15 protein-coding genes are annotated in these 14187 nt (G+C 60.4%); 6 read left to right on the top strand and 9 right to left on the bottom strand.

From position 1 onward, the window contains the following. Positions 1–28 precede the first annotated feature (28 nt). The 6 genes from ACYZTW_RS21115 to ACYZTW_RS21090 all read right to left on the bottom strand — a co-directional run bounded on the left by ACYZTW_RS21115 (position 29) and on the right by ACYZTW_RS21090 (position 6137). Complete coding sequence (locus ACYZTW_RS21115) at positions 29–1045, bottom strand: arginine N-succinyltransferase (RefSeq protein ID WP_462001646.1); 1017 nt, start codon at positions 1043–1045, stop codon at positions 29–31. A gap of 119 nt (positions 1046–1164) precedes the next feature. After that, positions 1165–2514: an APC family permease gene (locus ACYZTW_RS21110; RefSeq protein ID WP_462001645.1), complete on the bottom strand. Its 1350-nt coding sequence runs from the start codon at positions 2512–2514 to the stop codon at positions 1165–1167. A 57-nt stretch (positions 2515–2571) separates the two neighbouring features. Further along, entirely contained in the window at positions 2572–3324 is a 753-nt protein-coding gene (locus ACYZTW_RS21105) for an N-formylglutamate amidohydrolase (RefSeq protein WP_462001644.1), read from the bottom strand. After that, positions 3308–4639, bottom strand: a complete 1332-nt coding sequence (locus tag ACYZTW_RS21100) for a glutamine synthetase family protein (RefSeq protein WP_462001643.1) — start codon at positions 4637–4639, stop codon at positions 3308–3310. Before ACYZTW_RS21100 ends, ACYZTW_RS21105 begins: the two co-directional genes overlap by 17 nt. Next, positions 4636–5280 (bottom strand): cysteine hydrolase family protein, encoded by a 645-nt coding sequence (locus tag ACYZTW_RS21095; RefSeq protein WP_462001642.1) that lies wholly within the window; start codon positions 5278–5280, stop codon positions 4636–4638. The genes ACYZTW_RS21100 and ACYZTW_RS21095 overlap by 4 nt, the downstream gene beginning before the upstream one ends. Positions 5281–5282: 2 nt before the next feature. Continuing rightward, positions 5283–6137 (bottom strand): MurR/RpiR family transcriptional regulator, encoded by an 855-nt coding sequence (locus ACYZTW_RS21090; RefSeq protein WP_462001641.1) that lies wholly within the window; start codon positions 6135–6137, stop codon positions 5283–5285. A gap of 342 nt (positions 6138–6479) precedes the next feature. Between ACYZTW_RS21090 and ACYZTW_RS21085 the strand changes: the two genes are divergently transcribed. Both ACYZTW_RS21085 and cobF read left to right on the top strand, forming a co-directional pair. After that, positions 6480–7052, top strand: coding sequence for a histidine phosphatase family protein (locus tag ACYZTW_RS21085; RefSeq protein ID WP_462001640.1), 573 nt, complete (start codon positions 6480–6482; stop codon positions 7050–7052). Continuing rightward, positions 7052–7807 carry a precorrin-6A synthase (deacetylating) gene (cobF, locus tag ACYZTW_RS21080; protein WP_462001639.1) on the top strand — a complete coding sequence of 252 codons (756 nt, stop codon included), beginning with the start codon at positions 7052–7054 and terminating at the stop codon, positions 7805–7807. Before ACYZTW_RS21085 ends, cobF begins: the two co-directional genes overlap by 1 nt. Before the next feature lie 117 nt (positions 7808–7924). Here cobF and ftrA read toward each other — a convergent pair whose 3' ends face one another. Continuing rightward, complete coding sequence (ftrA, locus tag ACYZTW_RS21075) at positions 7925–8899, bottom strand: transcriptional regulator FtrA (RefSeq protein ID WP_462001638.1); 975 nt, start codon at positions 8897–8899, stop codon at positions 7925–7927. 101 nt (positions 8900–9000) lie between these two features. Between ftrA and ACYZTW_RS21070 the strand changes: the two genes are divergently transcribed. Next, the gene (locus tag ACYZTW_RS21070; RefSeq protein WP_415769757.1) at positions 9001–9435 is read left to right on the top strand and encodes a rhodanese-like domain-containing protein; all 435 of its coding nucleotides are present in this window, start codon (positions 9001–9003) and stop codon (positions 9433–9435) included. 110 nt (positions 9436–9545) lie between these two features. Here the strand turns inward: ACYZTW_RS21070 and ACYZTW_RS21065 are convergent, their stop codons facing one another. Then, complete coding sequence (locus ACYZTW_RS21065; protein ID WP_462001637.1) at positions 9546–10178, bottom strand: type 1 glutamine amidotransferase; 633 nt, start codon at positions 10176–10178, stop codon at positions 9546–9548. A 259-nt stretch (positions 10179–10437) separates the two neighbouring features. Between ACYZTW_RS21065 and ACYZTW_RS21060 the strand changes: the two genes are divergently transcribed. From ACYZTW_RS21060 to ACYZTW_RS21050, 3 genes are all read left to right on the top strand, one after another. Continuing rightward, positions 10438–11217, top strand: coding sequence for an ABC transporter substrate-binding protein (locus ACYZTW_RS21060; RefSeq protein ID WP_462001636.1), 780 nt, complete (start codon positions 10438–10440; stop codon positions 11215–11217). Positions 11218–11417: 200 nt separating this feature from the next. Then, positions 11418–12530: a succinylglutamate desuccinylase/aspartoacylase family protein gene (locus ACYZTW_RS21055; protein WP_462001635.1), complete on the top strand. Its 1113-nt coding sequence runs from the start codon at positions 11418–11420 to the stop codon at positions 12528–12530. Between the two features lie 177 nt (positions 12531–12707). Then, positions 12708–13424: an alpha/beta hydrolase gene (locus ACYZTW_RS21050; protein ID WP_462001634.1), complete on the top strand. Its 717-nt coding sequence runs from the start codon at positions 12708–12710 to the stop codon at positions 13422–13424. A 3-nt stretch (positions 13425–13427) separates the two neighbouring features. On the opposite strand, the gene ACYZTW_RS21045 is transcribed toward ACYZTW_RS21050, so the two are convergent. Continuing rightward, positions 13428–14015 carry a DcrB/PsbP domain-containing protein gene (locus tag ACYZTW_RS21045; RefSeq protein WP_462001633.1) on the bottom strand — a complete coding sequence of 196 codons (588 nt, stop codon included), beginning with the start codon at positions 14013–14015 and terminating at the stop codon, positions 13428–13430. Between the last annotated feature and the right edge of the window lie 172 nt (positions 14016–14187).

The following is a 14187-nucleotide window of genomic DNA, read 5'->3' as shown; positions in this document are numbered from 1 at the left end:
TGTCGTTGGGCGCGGGGCCGGGTGATGCTCACAGGGCGATCAGCCGGATCGGGCTGCCTTCGGTCACGTTCAGGGCGGCGCACATCTCGGCGCTCAACCCCACAGGTTGCCCGGCCTGGTAATCCAGATCGGCGACAATGGCGCGATAATCCTTCAGCGAATCGTTGCTCACCAGATAGCTGCCACGGGCATCGATCGGCGCACCCGGTTTTGCCGTGCCGGTCTGGCTCTGGGCGATGGAGCGGATACCCGGAGTGCGCGCATACAACGTTGGACCGCCGTCGAACAGGTCGATGTAGCTGTTGGTCTCGAAGCCTTCGCGCTCGAGGATATCGAAGGCCTCCTGGCCATCGGGGTGGATGCGGCCGATGCAGTCCTGCGCCGCCTGGGGCAGCATCGGCACGTAGATCGGGTATTGCGGCATCAGTTCGGCGAGGAAGGTTCGGCTTTCCAGGCCGCAAAGTCGCTCGGCCTCGGCGTAGGGCAGGTCGAAGAAATGCTTGCCCACCGCATCCCAGAACGGCGAGTGCCCTTCATCGCTGCTGAAGCCGACGATCTCGGTGATGACGGCTTCGGAAAAGCGCTGCGAGTGGGCGGCGATGAACAATAGCCGCGCCCGGGACAGCAGTTCAGAGAAGCGTGTTCGCACCAGCGCTGCGTCAATATGAAAACCTCGCAGCAAGGTATGGCCACTGAGGTCGTGACACAGCGACAGCGCGGGCACGCCGTGCTCGATGTTCAGCTCCCGCGAGGCGCTGGTGAAATGCCGGTTGCGCAGGCTGTAGAACGGCTCGCTGAAACCGGCGGTGGCAAGGATTTCCGAGCAACCCACCAAACGCTCTCGGGTCAGATCTTCCAGCACGAAGAAGTAATTCTCTGGGCCATGACCTTCAACGTCTTTTTCGAATGAGGCGCAGGAGTCGAGAATCTTTTCGCGCAGGCATTCGGTGTCGTCCGGCAAGGACGTGACGCCTACCAGGCTGTCGCGCGCCAGTTGCTGCAACTGGGGCAGGTCGGTTAACTCGACTGGGCGTAAGACCAGCATGGATGCACTCCTGTATCAAAGGGTTCGGCGGTTAGCACCGAACTTGACTATCACTGTCGGTTTCCACGCGATATATCGGCGGTCGCCTGAATTGTTGTCAGACGCCGCTCTTTTTCTTGTCAGCCATTGCTTGGGTCGGGCAGTACCGCACGGGTGCCCAGTTTGTTGAGTACAAACAGATAGACCAGGCCCAGGGCAATCCAGATCAGGCCGAGCTTCTGTGCATCGACACCCATGTTGTACATGATGGCCGCGACAATGATGAAGCCGATCACCGGGCAGATCAGGTGACGGATCACCTGGCCGGATTTCTGCCGACGCCAGTAGTAGTTGATGACCGTCAGGTGCAGCAACATGAAACCGCTCAGTGCGCCGAAGTTCACCAGTGCGGTGAGGGTGTCCACCGAGTTGATGAACAGGTAGCAGATCAGCAGCGACAGCACGGCCACCAGGTAGATGCTCACATACGGCGTGTTGTGTTTGGGGTGAACCTTGGCCAGTACTTTCGGCAGCTTGCCGTCCCGGGCCATGCCGAACAGCAGACGAGATACTGCCGCTTGAGAGGTGATTGCCACCGCAACGCCCCAGGCCAGCGCCGTCGCCACGGCGGTCAGGGTTGCCAGCCAGCTGCCGGCCGCGAGTTCAGCGATTTCATAAAAAGCCGTGTCGGCCGATTTGAAACCCATGCCGGCCGCCAGATCAGTCGCAATCCAGGTCTGTACGACGAAGATCACACCCATGACCACCAGCGTAATCAGCGCGGCCTTGCCGACGCTGCGGCCCGGGTCACCCTTGATCTCTTCGGCGAGGGTGGAAATCGCATCGAAACCGAGGAACGACAGCACCGCAATCGACACCGCTTGCATCAGCAGGGCGAAGTTGAACGTCTCGTGGTTGTACAACGGCGCCAGGGTCAGCTGACCGTTACCGCCGCCGCTGTGCAGCGCGTTCCAGGCGTAAAACAGGAAGATCCCCAGCACCACCAGTTGCGCCAGCAGAAAGAGGATGTTCATTCGCGCGGTGAAGGTGATGCCCCGCAAATTGACGAACGTCGCACTGACCAGGAAGGCCAGGATGAAACCGACCTTCGGAATGTCCGGGTACAAATGATTCAGCGCCATGGCCGCGTATACATACAGCAGCGGCGGAATCAGCAGGTAATCGAGGAGCATCAGCCAACCGGCGATAAACCCTACGTGCTGGTTCAGGCCCCGTTGCGCATAGGAGTAAACCGAGCCGGCAATCGGAAAGGCCCGAGCCATGCTGCCGTAACTCAAGGCAGTGAAGAGCATCGCCACCATGCCGATGATGTAGGCCAGCGGTACCAGCCCCGGTGCCTCGGCGTTGACGTAGCCATAAACACCAAACGGTGCGATGGGGATCATGAAGATCATCCCGTATACCACCAGGTCGGTCAGTGACAGGCTGCGTTTCAACTCTTGCTTGTAGCCGAATTCTTCTATTTCCATGAAGCCTTTCTCCTTGGGATGAAAGCAGCTGCAAGCTGCGAGTTTGACGCGATTTCTTTACAACAGCGGTGCCAGGTATTCGGTAAAGCGACGGACGTCTTCAGGCGTACGCAGCAGGTCGTTGCGCACCTCGATCAACACCGATTCCAGGCCGCGTGCATCGCCGTGGACCGGCACGGTCATGTCGCCCAGCGGGTTGATTTTGTATGGCTCATTACCGGCAACCTTTAATGGATGCTGGCTTAAGCCATCGATCAAGCGCTGGGCATATTCCCTGGCCTCGCCAAACAACACGCCGACTTCCAACGTGCGAGGCTGGCCGTGATAGACCGGCGTGAAACTGTGAATCCCCACCACCCGAACCGGTCGTCCTTGAGCGACACGTTCGTTGATCAAGTCTGTCAGACGCGAGTGAAACGGCTCGAACAGGGATTGCCGACGGTACTCGCAGGTGGCTTCGTCCAGATTCTGGTTGCCCGGTACCTGATAAATCTCGCTCTGCGCCGGAATGCTGTCCGGGGCTTGGCGCGGTCGGTTGAGGTCGACCAACAGTCGCGAATAATTGGCCGCCAACAAGGTTGCGCCCAGTGCCTGGGACAAGCCCTCGGCCAGCGCCAGGGCGCCGATGTCCCAGGCGATGTGCTCGCGGGCCGCCTCGTGACTCAGGCCCAGGTCATTTAACCCGGCCGGAATAAAACGGCTGGCGTGCTCGCACACCAGAATCAACGGATGGCCGGAGTCTTCCCGGCTCAGGGTGTACGCGGGCTCGGTGTAAAGTCCGAGCTCAGCAGATTCAGTACAGGCGCGCATAGTGCTCACAGCGTTCGGCGGGCGACAGCTGTTCCGTCAGCGTCAGTTCCTCGGTTTTAAGGGCGAAATAGGTGTCCAGCAACGCGCTCGGCAGGGCTTCAATCAGTGCCTCGCTGTTGCGCAGGCAGTCCAGGGCCTGGGCAAGGGACGCGGGCAGGGCGACGATGCCGTGCGCCTGGCGTTGTTCTTCGTTCAGGGCATCGGGGACTTCATCGGTGATTGCGTTCAAGGCCAGGCGTTGCTCGATGCCCAGCCGACCGGCAATCAGCAGTGCGGCCATGGCCAGGTGCGGTGAGGACGTCGCGTCCATGGCGCGAAATTCCAGGTTGTATTGCGATGCCACCGATTTGCCGCCCTGGCTTGTCGTCGGGCAGATTCGCAGCGCCGCTTCGCGGTTACGTTGCCCGAGGCACGCGTAGGACGCGCTCCAGTGATGGGGCTGCAAACGCTCGTAGGACACCGGCGTCGGTGCGGTAAACGCACAGAGCGCCGGCAAGTAATGCAGGATGCCGGCGGCCCAGTGCTGGCCGAGGGTCGACAAGCCATTGGTGGTGCCGGCGTCGTACATCACCGGTTGGCCGGCCAGGTCCAGCAGGCTGACGTGCAGGTGCACGCCGTTGCACACCGCATGCTCCGAGGTCTTAGGTGCGAAGCTCAATTCCAGGCCCATTTGCCGGGCGATCTCGCGGGTGATTTCACGAACGTTCACCGCGCGGTCGGCAGCGGCCACACCCAGGGTCGGGCGACAGGTGATTTCGTATTGATGTTTGCCGTACTCGGGCAGGAACATTTCCGGCTCGACGCCACCGGCACGCAGGGCGCTGAGCAGCCAACCGCCAAACTCGGCACCCTGACGCTGGGCTTGCAGAGAAAACGCCAGGTGTTCAACGTCGCCGGTGTTCACGTTGAATTCGTGCTCGAACGCCGCATTGACCTGCAAGCCCAACTCGGAGCGATAACGCTCTACCTCGTTGCGCAATAACGTACGCGGGCAGGCACCCCACGGGCGGCCGTCGGTTTCGCGAATGTCGCTGTGAATAAAATCCAGCGCCGGAGCGTTGGCATCCGGGCCGTTATTGACCATCACTCGGCTGACCGGATCGGGCATCAGCCGCAAATCGCCATAAGCGCCCCACGGGTTGGCGTAGGCGATGATGTCTTGCGGGGTCAGCGCGCTGTTGGCCGGCACCCAGCCACACCCGGTCCTTTGATAGTGCTCGAGTTCGTCCGTGGGAAAGGAGCGCCCGCGTGTCACGCCGATCAGGTCGGTGGTGACGAGGGTGGTCATGGGTAGTGGCAACAGGCGCTCGCTCATGGCTGCATCTCCTGCAATCGGCCGAGCACAGTCTGGGTGTCGGTGATCCAGCAGTAACCTTTGATTGCATTCAGGCAGGCCTGATGCCGCGCGGGTGTGTAAGTCGCGCAAGCATCTTCCACCAGCGTCACCAGATAACCGCGGTCCGCGGCGTCACGCACGGCCATGTCCACGCACTGGTCGGTGACGATGCCGGCGATGATCAGGTGCCGCGTCCCGAGGTTGCGCAGCACGTAGTCGATGTTGGTGGAGTTGAAGACCCCGGAAGAGGTCTTGGGCAGTACGATTTCGTTTTCTGCCGGGGTCAGGTCGTCGATGATCCGCGCTTGCGGGCTGCCCTTGGGCAAGTGCATGTCCGAGAGCTTGTGGTCCAGCGAGCGGTCGCGGCCATCGGCCGTGAGGCTTTCAATGATCGTGTGCAGCACGTTTTGCCGGGCGCTGCGAAAGGCGCTGAGCAAGCGGCGTTGATTGGGCACCACCTGCATGTGGGTGCGGGTCAGGAAGTACTCGGCGTCCGGTCCGTTGAGGTGCGGGTCGAACTGCGGCTCAAGCCAGGCGCGTTGCATGTCCACCAGCAACAGTGCGGTGTGATCGGTGATGAACGGCAAATCCCGAGGTGAGTGGTGGGGGAGCGTGAACATCCTTATTTATCCTCCAGCAGGTGGGTGTCGAAGTCGGTCCGCAGGGCGTCGATGCCTTCCAGGCGATCGGCCAGACCCGGACTGCGCAGGGACAGGCAGGCAATCAGCGCCTCGACCTGGGCCAGCGCCGGGACGAGGGAGTCGAAGGCCGATACCGATTCCACCGGCGCACTGATAATCAGGTCGGCCATTTCCCGCAACGGTGAAGCATAGATGTCAGTGAACAACACCACGCGTGCATAGCGACTTTTCGCCGCATTGGCCACGCGCAGGGCCTGTGCCTGGTAGCGGCGATAGTCGAACACCAGCACCACGTCCTGACGCTGCACGTCGAACAATCGGTCGGGCAGTTGCGCGTTGTCTTCCAGGGCTAAACAGCCTGGACGCAGCAGGCGCAGGTGGTTGAGCAAGTAATTGGCGAGGAAACTGCTGAAGCGCCCCCCGAAGCAATGCACCTGATGGCGGGTGTCGAGCAGCCATTCGACCAGAATCCGCACATCTTCGGGTTGGGTCAGCGCATGGGTGTCCACCAGCGCTCGATGGCTGTGCGCCAGATATTGGCTCCAGGCGTCGCCTTTCTGAAGTTGAGCACGAGGCTGCAACAGGGCACTGGGGGAGCGGAGGCGGTGGTCCATGTCGCTGAGCAGGGCATCTTGGAAATCGGCATAACCGCTGAAACCCAGTTTTTTGACCAGTCGCACGATGGTGGGATCGCTGACACCGGCATGTTCGGCCAAACGTGACATCGGGCCCAGTCCGTTACGTGGGTACTGGTCCAGCAAGGCACGGATGACTTTGCGTTCCGACGGCGTAAGTTCCAGGCCGGGATCGGTGATCAGGTCTCTGAGAGAAGGCATCCTGGCTCCTGCTGGATGGATATGTCGGTTTCATTTCATAAATTGCTAAAACAGTATTTATGTAGCGGACTCTACATGTCTAGTGAATTTTTACATGGTTTTTTTAAAGCCCCAAAATGGGGCGAAAAGCCCGTGGGCCTTGGGCTACACGGAAGTCGACAGAGCTTGTAGGCCATCGCCCTTAGTGGTGTCGGATATTGCCGATTTTTCAGGTGAGTGTGTTTTCGAACCTGAATGTGCTGGATCAAACGAAACGCCCTGGATCGCGCTTCTTACGGCACAATTGGGCCATTGTCCGCGGCGTGACGCCGTTTTCCATTCCCTTCGACAGAGTGATCCTTTGTGCAGGCAACCCGTTTGACCCTGATGTGCCACGCTCGAACCGTCGCACAAAAATTGGCGTTTTTTCCTACGAATGAGCCAATAGAGATGGATTGGCAATCGGCAAAGGGATCGCGTCGTGCTCAGTTCAAGGGGACGCCGCGACTGATGTGTGGACCTGAACTGAGAACCCAACAAACCGCCGAGTTGTTCGGCAGTGACGTGGAGATTGTCGCGGCACTGAGGGATTGTGATTTCGGGCACTGGAAAGGCATGCGGATCGACGATCTGCAAAAAACTGCAGCCGAGACGCTGCAGATCTGGCTCGATGACCCGAGTACGGCGCCCCACGGTGGCGAGTCGGTGGTGCAACTCGGCGAGCGGGTGGCCGCTTGGCTGAAAACACTGGAGGCCACACCGGGACACATCGTTGCTATCACCCATCCGTTTGTCATGCGCGCCGCGCTGACGCAGGTGCTGCAAGGCGCAGCGTTCAACCTGATCGACGTCGAACCACTGTCGGCCATCGAGTTGCGGTTCAACGGTCGCTGGCGCCTACGCTTGCTGGGCACTGACTCTGAGGGAGCACGTTGATGAAAAAACTTCTGGTCATCGGCATCGGTGCCGGCAATCCCGACTACATCACGATGCAGGCCGTGAAAGCGCTGAACCTCGTCGACGTGTTTTTCCTCATGGACAAGGGCCAGAGCAAAGACAAACTGATCGACCTGCGTCGCGAGATTTGCGAGCGCTACATCACCGATCGCGACTACCGCTTTGTCGAAGCCCACAGCCCGGAGCGCGAACGCGGTGATGTGGACTACAAGGCCAGCGTAGAAGACCTGAACCTGGCCAAGCAGCAGACGTTCGAACGGTTGATCAGCGAGGAAATGACTGACGACCAGTGCGCCGGTTTTCTGGTGTGGGGCGATCCGGCGTTGTACGACAGCACGATCCGGATCTTGCAGGCGATTCTGGCCTCGGGCCGGTGCGTCTTCGAGTTCGACGTGATCCCCGGCATCACCAGTGTCCAGGCGCTGGCGGCGCAGCATAAGGTGCCGCTGAACCGCATTGGCCGTTCGATTGAAATCACCACCGGCCGGCGTCTGGCGGCGGGGCAGGTGAGCGATGCCGACAGCCTGGTGGTGATGCTGGATGCAGAAGATTCCTACCATCAAGTGGCGGATCAGGAGACAGAGATTTACTGGGGGGCCTACCTGGGGACGCCGGATGAAATCCTGATCAGCGGCAAGCTCAAGGAGGTGGCGGATGAGATCGAGCGAGTGCGCAAGGCGGCTCGGTTGGAGAATGGGTGGATTATGGATACGTATCTGCTGCGCAAGCCTTAATTGCATCGGTGTCTGGGCTGACGCCTTCGCGAGCAGGCTCGCTCCCACAGGGATTGTGTGGCACTGGAGACCCAATGTGGGAGCGAGCCTGCTCGCGAAGAGGCCCTGAAGAACACCTCAAGAAATTGCTTTTACCTCACGCCCAAACCGTTCGCGATACACCGACGGCGGCACCCCGACTACGCTGCGAAACGCCACCCGAAAACTCTCCACCGAGCGATAACCGCAGCGCTGGGCAATCTGGTCGGTGTTCTGATTCGTGCTTTCAAGCAGCTCGCGGGCCCGGCCCAGCCGCTCATGCTGCAACCACGCCTTGGGCGGCATGCCGGTGGCTTCAGTGAAGCGGCGCAGAAACGTCCGCTCACTCATCGCCGCCTCACTCGCCAACTCGCGAACCTCCAGCGGTTCGTGCAAACGCTCGCGTGCCCACTGCATGACGCGGGACAAATCGCTACGCGGCGTAGGACTGACCGGTGTCGGAATGAACTGCGCCTGACCGCCGGTGCGTTGTGGCGACATCACCAGCCGCCGCGCCACCGAGTTGGCCACCTGCGTCCCGAAATCCCGCGCCACCAAGTGCAGACAGGCATCGATGCCGGCAGCGCTGCCGGCCGAGGTGATCAGCTGACCTGAATCGACATAGAGCACGTCCGGGTCCACCAGAATGTTCGGAAAACGCTCGGCCAATTCAGCGGTGTAGCGCCAGTGCGTTGTGGCGCCGCGACCGTCGAGCAAGCCAGTCGCCGCCAGCACGAACACCCCCGAGCAGATCGACAGCAGCCGCGCACCCCGTGCATGGGCCTGGCGCAGGGCCGCGATCAATGCCTCAGGCACCGGGGCGCTGCGATCACGCCAGCCGGGAATGATGATGGTCCGGGCGTCCTCGAGCAGTTCCATGCCGCCATCGGCCAGCACCTGAATGCCGCCCATGGCGCGCATCGGGCCTTGATCCACGGCGGCGATCCGGTGCTCGTACCAAGGGAAGTCGAACTCCGGCCGGGCCAGGCCGAAGATCTCCACGGCGATGCCGAATTCGAATGTACAGAGGCCGTCGTAGGCCAGAATCGCGACCAATCCAGGGGTGGGCTGCATTTGGCGGAAAGTTCCCGGTGAGTGTCTTGTGCGCCACTGTAGCCGCAAGCGTCGGGCGGATAAAGTCTTCTCACACCCACCGAGACTTTGGAGTACAGCCCATGACCAGCCTGGTCCGCGAGATTCCCGCCGCCCCATCGGCCATCGCCCTGATGCATTTCAGCAACCGTCTGACCTTCGAAACCGACTGTTCCGACGTCCACGGCAGCCAACAGGCCGGCGAAGTGGATTTTGTCCTGGTGGACGTGCGCGGCCCGCTCGCGTTCGAGCGTGGCCATGTGCCGGGAGCGATCAATATTCCGGGGCGACTGCTGACCGCTGAAAGTCTGGCGGCCTACCCGAAAACCAGCGTGTTCGTGGTGTATTGCGCCGGGCCCCACTGCAACGGTGCCAACAAGGCTGCTGTGAAACTGGCGGCGCTGGGTTACCCGGTCAAGGAAATGATCGGCGGGGTGACTGGGTGGCTGGATGAAGGGTTTGAGTTGAGTGTTGCGGTGCAACGGCCTGCCAGCACCGTGATCGGTTGCGAATGTTGATGTAGTCGAAAAGATCGCAGCCTCGTTTCACTCGACAGCTCCTACAGGTCTACGCGATCCCCTGTAGGAGCTGTCGAGTGAAACGAGGCTGCGATCTGTTGATCTTGCTTCTAAACGGATGCCCACCACCCATCCAGCGTCGCCTGCAACCACTCGAACACGGTTGCATAGGCGGCGCTGCCCTGTGGACCACGGGGCAGCGGTGATTCATCGCCAAAGTGTTCATTGAGCGTCGCCACCGATTCAGCCGTCCACTCCGGATGAAACTGCAAACCCACCCGCGTCGGCCCGACGCAATACATCTGCTGCTCGCACTGATCACTGCTGGCCAGCAACTGCGCGTTTGACGGCAGGTCGATGGCGTCTTCGTGCCATTCCAGCACCTGCAATGTCTGGCCATCGACAAAGGTCACGGGCGTCCATCCGGTTTCCGTTCGGTCCATCCGCCGCACATTCCCGCCCAGACTCAGCGCCAGTAACTGCGCCCCCAGACAAATCGCAAACACCGCCGCGCCTTGATCCAGACTGCCCGCCAACCACTGGCGTTCAGCTTCCAGCCAGGCTGGCCCGCCGTTGGATTCATAAGGCCCGCCCAACAGGATCACGGGTGTCGTACTCACTGGCGGCAACTGGCCGAGGTCGGCGCGAAACACGTTCAGCGTCAAGCCTCGGGACGCAGCCCACGTGGCAATGGCGCCGGGACCTTCGGCGGGGTGGTGCTGGATCAGGTTTAACGTGGGCATAAGGGCTCTCTTGTAGTTTTTGCTTGTAGGTTTTGTCTGAAAAAAGGGCTTGTCCTACAGTCTTTGCACCGGCTTGGCGCACGCTTCAAGGGGCAAGAATCCGTCGACCACTTTTCTATAAGTATTTGTCGCTTAAACACAATTTGCCCTCCTGGAGCCACTCTAGACTGCCGGCCACTTCGGTGCGCTCCAACCAGAGTCAGCCACCGAAAGCCAATCGAAAGCTGCCAATAAAAGCCTCCGCACACAGGAGTTATAAATGAAGAAGCTAGTGATGTTCGGTGCCCTGGCACTGTCAATGTTGTCCCTGACGGCTGTGGCCGAAGACGCCAAGCCGATCCGCCTCGGTATCGAAGCCGGTTACCCGCCATTCTCGATGAAAACCCCTGACGGCAAACTCACCGGTTTCGACGTGGACATCGGCGACGCGCTGTGCGAGCAGATGAAAGTGAAGTGCACTTGGGTCGAGCAAGAGTTTGACGGCCTGATCCCGGCCCTGAAGGTCAAGAAAATCGACGCAATCCTGTCGTCCATGACCATCACCGACGATCGCAAAAAAAACGTCGATTTCACCATCAAGTACTACCACACCCCGGCGCGTTTCGTGATGAAGGAAGGCACCGAGGTCAAAGACCCGCTGACCGAACTCAAAGGCAAGAAAGTCGGTGTGCTGCGCGCCAGTACCCATGACCGCTTCGCCACTGAAGTGCTGGTGCCGGCCGGTATCAATCTGGTTCGCTACGGCACCCAGCAGGAAGCCAATCTGGACATGGTCGCCGGTCGTCTGGACGCGATGCTGGCCGACTCGGTCAACCTGGACGACGGTTTCCTGAAAACCGACGCCGGTAAAGGCTTCGCTTTTGTAGGCCCGACCTATGAAGACGCCAAGTACTTCGGCGGCGGCGCCGGTATCGCTGTGCGTAAGGGCGATACCGCGCTGGCAGAGAAATTCAACACCGCCATCACCGAAATCCGCGCCAACGGCAAGTACAAGCAAGTGCAGGACAAGTACTTCAACTTTGACGTTTACGGCCAGTAATCACGCCGTTCAAAAAAGTGGCAACCGTTGACGCGGTTGCCACTTTTTTATGCTCTCTCTGTTGAAATGAGATCCCTGTGGGAGCGAGCCTGCTCGCGAAAGCGGTGTGTCAGGCAAAAGACTTTCCACTGGAAAACCGCTTTCGCGAGCAGGCTCGCTCCCACAGGTGATTTTCGCCGTTCAGATATTCAGGAGTTTCCATGCAACGTATCGACCATTCACTGCCCTGGAGCCACCTGGGCACCGAACGCACCCTCAGCGTGTTTCGTTATGGCGCGGGCACTCGCAAGGTCTACATCCAGGCCAGTTTGCACGCTGATGAACTGCCGGGCATGCGCACGGCGTGGGAGCTGAAGAAGCGTCTGGCCGAACTTGAACGCCAAGGCCAGTTGCAGGGCGTGATCGAACTGGTCCCGGTGGCCAATCCCATCGGCCTCGATCAGCACCTGCAAGGCAGCCACATGGGCCGCTTCGAGCTGGGCAGCGGCAAGAACTTCAACCGCTCCTTCGTCGAGCTCAGCGCACCGGTGGCCGAGTTGATCGGCGATAGGTTGGGCAGTGATGCCGCTGCCAACATTGCGCTGATTCGCCAGACCATGGGCCAGGTACTCGACGGCTTGCCGGCACCGGCCTCGCAGCTTGAAGCCATGCACCGCTTGCTGCTGCGCCACGCCTGTGATGCCGACATCACCCTCGACCTGCATTGTGATTTCGACGCGGCGATTCATTTGTATGCCTTGCCGCAACACTGGCCGCGGTGGCAATCCCTGGCGGCGCGGTTGAAGGCTGCGGTTGCGCTGCTCTGTGAAGACTCCGGCGGCAGTTCATTCGACGAGTCGTGTTCATCGCCGTGGTTGCGCCTGGCCAGGGCTTTCCCTGAGGCCGCGATCCCGCCGGCCAACCTGGCGACGACGTTGGAACTGGGCAGCATGGGGGATACGCGAGTCGATCAGGCTCAAGCCAATTGCGAGGCGATTCTCGGGTTCCTCGCCGAGCAGGGTTTCATCAAAGGCACTTGGCCTGCGGCACCGGGCGAATGCTGTGAAGGCATGCCGTTCGAAGGCACTCAATACCTGTTCGCGCCGCATCACGGAGTCGTCAGTTTCCTGCGTGATTCGGGGGAGTGGGTGGAGAAGGGTGATGCGCTGTTTGAAGTGGTCGATCCGCTGAATGATCGGGTCACCACCGTTTGCGCCGGGACCAGTGGCGTGTTGTTTGCGATTGATCGCGGGCGCTATACACAGCCGGGCACGTGGCAGGCGAAAGTCGCCGGGCGTGAGCCGATTCGGGTCGGAAAACTGGTTAACGACTAAGGATTGTCGCCGTTTCCCAGGGCCTCTTCGCGAGCAGGCTCGCTCCCACATTTGAAATGCATTCCCCTGTGGGAGCGAGCCTGCTCGCGAAAGCGGCATCAGCAGCACCGAATATGCCCCGGCAGCTTCACAGTGTTAGGCTCTCCCCCGAATCCTGCGCTCCGTGAAGGAAGGTTTATGTTGAAGTTTCTCGCTCTGCTGACACTCTTGGCGTCCGCCGCCGTCCACGCTCAAGCCCCGCTGCAAACCGATCTGCCGCTCAGGTACCTGGAGCAGGTCAACCCCGAATCGCGCCATCAGCCTTTGGTGATTTTCCTCCACGGTTACGGCAGTAACGAGCAGGATTTGTTCGACATCAAGGATGAGTTGCCCGCGCCATACAACTTCCTGTCCGTACGGGCACCGATGGTGATGGAGGAGGGCAGTTACAAGTGGTTTCGCGAGAAGGGCAACGCTGCCTACAACGGTGAGACGGATGATCTGAAGAGCAGCGGTGAGGTATTGCTGGATTTCGTCGCACAAGCGGCGAAGAAATATCACACCGAACCCGACAAGGTTTTCCTGGTGGGTTTCAGCCAGGGCGCGATCATGTCCTACGAGGTGGCGTTGCGTCATCCCGAGGCGGTGGGCGGGATCGCGGCGTTGAGCGGGCGGATTCTGCCGGTGCTCAAGTCTGAACTGAAACCGGATGAAAACCGCCAGAAGCTGGCGATTTTCATCGGTCATGGCACCGCGGACAAACGCCTTCCCTACATTGACGGCACGGACGCCGACAGTCTGTTGCAGAGCCTGTCACTCAAGCCTGAATTTCATGCCTACCCTGGCGTCGGTCACAGTATCAGTGCCACCGAGACGCAGGACTTGAGCGCCTGGTTGCAGCGCCTCAATCCCTGATGCTTACTTGCCGGTGACGATCTGTTTGACCAGCGTCTCGTGGCCAGCATTGTCGCTGAGACGGGAAATCACCTGAACGATCGCCATGCGCGTGTTGGACGCGGCCATCACTGTGGTGTCGAGGGTTTTGCCGCCGCCCTGGGTGGCGGTGCTGTCAATCTGCCGCAGCCCCAGGCCGGTGCCTTTCTGGGTCAGGCTTTTTTCACTGAGTTTGGTGAAGTCCGGCAGCGCCGTGGCTTGTTCGGTGGCGAAGTCAGACGCCACGGAGTCGAGGAACTGACCGTCGTTGTCTTTGACGTTGAGGCCGCCGGGGATGGTGTTTTCAGCCGCGATCACCACGGTTTTAGTGGCCTGATTGGTGTACATGGTGCCCGTTGCCCCGGCGGTACCGGTGGCCGCGTCGCCGGCAGGCAGCGGGTTGGCGATGAAACCCTTGGGCAGGGTGAACGTGAACTTGCCGCCGAGCATCGAGACTTTCTGTGCGGGCGCGGTATCGCTGGCAGTGGCCTTGGCGGCCTGCGCATTCAGCGCTCCCAGACTGGCAACCGCCGTCAGCAACAGGACAACGGTTTTTTTACTCAACAATGACATTCAGAAACTCCAGGGATGGTCGCGCGTTCGCCGCAATCATCCCATGGAATCCACTTTCTAGCAGCCCTCACCACCCTGTAGCCGCTGCCGAGCCTGCGAGGCTGCGTTCGGCTGCGCAGCAGTCGTGAAATCAGACGATGCGGTGTTTCATGGAGACCGCACATACAGTTTT

It is taken from the genome of Pseudomonas sp. LB3P25 (genome assembly GCF_054897985.1).
This window is presented reverse-complemented; position numbering and strand designations above follow the sequence as displayed.

Bases quoted from the DNA above. Each gene is read 5' to 3' on its own strand.
- ACYZTW_RS21050 (WP_462001634.1), top strand. From the start codon at position 12,708: ATGTTGAAGTTTCTCGCTCTGCTGACACTCTTGGCGTCCGCCGCCGTC.
- cobF (WP_462001639.1), top strand. From the start codon at position 7,052: ATGAAAAAACTTCTGGTCATCGGCATCGGTGCCGGCAATCCCGACTAC.
- ACYZTW_RS21070 (WP_415769757.1), top strand. From the start codon at position 9,001: ATGACCAGCCTGGTCCGCGAGATTCCCGCCGCCCCATCGGCCATCGCC.
- ACYZTW_RS21045 (WP_462001633.1), bottom strand. From the start codon at position 14,015: ATGTCATTGTTGAGTAAAAAAACCGTTGTCCTGTTGCTGACGGCGGTT.
- ACYZTW_RS21105 (WP_462001644.1), bottom strand. From the start codon at position 3,324: ATGCGCGCCTGTACTGAATCTGCTGAGCTCGGACTTTACACCGAGCCC.
- ACYZTW_RS21060 (WP_462001636.1), top strand. From the start codon at position 10,438: ATGAAGAAGCTAGTGATGTTCGGTGCCCTGGCACTGTCAATGTTGTCC.
- ACYZTW_RS21115 (WP_462001646.1), bottom strand. From the start codon at position 1,045: ATGCTGGTCTTACGCCCAGTCGAGTTAACCGACCTGCCCCAGTTGCAG.
- ACYZTW_RS21055 (WP_462001635.1), top strand. From the start codon at position 11,418: ATGCAACGTATCGACCATTCACTGCCCTGGAGCCACCTGGGCACCGAA.
- ftrA (WP_462001638.1), bottom strand. From the start codon at position 8,899: ATGCAGCCCACCCCTGGATTGGTCGCGATTCTGGCCTACGACGGCCTC.
- ACYZTW_RS21090 (WP_462001641.1), bottom strand. From the start codon at position 6,137: ATGCCTTCTCTCAGAGACCTGATCACCGATCCCGGCCTGGAACTTACG.
- ACYZTW_RS21065 (WP_462001637.1), bottom strand. From the start codon at position 10,178: ATGCCCACGTTAAACCTGATCCAGCACCACCCCGCCGAAGGTCCCGGC.
- ACYZTW_RS21095 (WP_462001642.1), bottom strand. From the start codon at position 5,280: ATGTTCACGCTCCCCCACCACTCACCTCGGGATTTGCCGTTCATCACC.
- ACYZTW_RS21100 (WP_462001643.1), bottom strand. From the start codon at position 4,639: ATGAGCGAGCGCCTGTTGCCACTACCCATGACCACCCTCGTCACCACC.
- ACYZTW_RS21110 (WP_462001645.1), bottom strand. From the start codon at position 2,514: ATGGAAATAGAAGAATTCGGCTACAAGCAAGAGTTGAAACGCAGCCTG.